The 1,367-nt window shown below is 63.4% G+C and carries 2 protein-coding genes and 1 pseudogene; all 3 read left to right on the forward strand.

Annotation, left to right across the window (positions count from 1 at the left end; translation table 11 throughout):
• A partial coding sequence (locus R5H23_RS17150) for an LPD29 domain-containing protein (protein WP_317216115.1) occupies window positions 1–416 on the forward strand: 416 nt, incomplete at its 5' end.
• Window positions 417–485: 69 nt separating this feature from the next.
• Window positions 486–1,100 (forward strand): hypothetical protein, encoded by a 615-nt coding sequence (locus R5H23_RS17155; protein WP_317216116.1) that lies wholly within the window; start codon window positions 486–488, stop codon window positions 1,098–1,100.
• A 55-nt stretch (window positions 1,101–1,155) separates the two neighbouring features.
• Window positions 1,156–1,367 (forward strand): annotated as a pseudogene (locus R5H23_RS17160) (hypothetical protein); the annotation flags it as partial.

The following is a 1,367-nucleotide window of genomic DNA, read 5'->3' on the forward strand; positions in this document are numbered from 1 at the left end:
CTGAGCCTGAGGAAATTGCGCAGCTGCGCGCTCATGCCGAAGCGTGCCGTGCTGAAAAGCAGGCGCAGAAGGAGCAGGCCGAGGCAGCGCACGCGGCCGAAATCGAGCGCCTGCGCACCGATCCCGAGTACGCCCATCTCGAGCAGGGATCGGACCAGAGCGGGGTGCTGGCAGGAAAGAACATCCGCCGCCTGCTGAAAGCCGCCCTGCCAAACCACAAATTCCGGGTGCGCAAAACCTCCTACGGGTCGGTGTCGATCAGCTGCGACGCTCCGCTGGACGATACGGAACACCAGACCGTTTCCGACATCAGAAAGCGCTTCAGATCCGGGTTCTATGACGACGTGACGGATTGTCACTCCAAGAGCCGGAGCCCCTGGCAGGAGGTGTTCGGCAGCGCCGAATACGTCTTCTGACCCCACCTCGCCCCTTCACAGTTCTTCCAGGCCGCCGCGAGGCGGCCTTTGTCATATCTGGAGATCGACATGGCTTTCTTTACACTCAGTGCGACGCCTGCCACCGCAAAGCGTGAGGGCTATTTCACCAGCACCACGATGGCGCTCATGTCCCATCTGGGAGAGCGGCGCGTTGTCGAGGCGAAGTCGGTGGATCGCCTCAAGCCGCTCATTCTGAGTTTCGGCCGCGATACCGCCCTTCAGCACCCTGGTCGGTCGTTCAAGATCATGATCACGGTCAATCGTGGCAGCCGCAAGCCACGCGGTTTCGACGCGGCTTACGATTCCGAGGCGCTTGGCACCTCTGAATGGCTGGAAACCACGATTGCAGACCCGGTTCCCCACGAGGGCACGGCAGGTGTGGCCTCATGGGGAACACGGTACACGCCATTCCGCATGGACGGTGCAGAGCCGCGCGAGGTCTCGCTCACCGAGGCCGAACGCCTGTCTGACGACGGCCATCTTGGCTTCAAGGGATGGGCCGCGGAAGTCGCAGCCAGTCTCGAAACCAAAGGCGCGCCTACGGCCGCTTTGGGCTGCGAGACCCGCGACGCTCTGGTGTCGCGCTATCGCGCCCACCAGCATCCTGCCCTGGCCGCCGCCGTCCTGAGTGCGGCCCCACAGGCGGACCAACTGGCGGCCTGAGGCCAATGCAGGGGAGCGGACCAGGTCTCCCCTGCCAGATCCTACGGTTCAAAAGATGAGCGAGTTTTCCATGGTCGATGAAAGCCTTCTCCAGATCGAGACCTGCCTTCTGGATCGTCGCAAGGTCCATCTTGGCGTTGCACCGGATGGGCGTGTCTATCTGCGCGTGACGTCGTTCTGGCCGAAAGAAGCCGCCGAGCACTGGCACGGCCCCTATTCGGACCGGCAGGCGGCGGAGACGGATTTCCGAACCCGGACGCAGCCGCC

The organism is Gluconobacter sp. GP1 (assembly GCF_032913585.1).
Classification (GTDB): domain Bacteria; phylum Pseudomonadota; class Alphaproteobacteria; order Acetobacterales; family Acetobacteraceae; genus Gluconobacter; species Gluconobacter cerinus.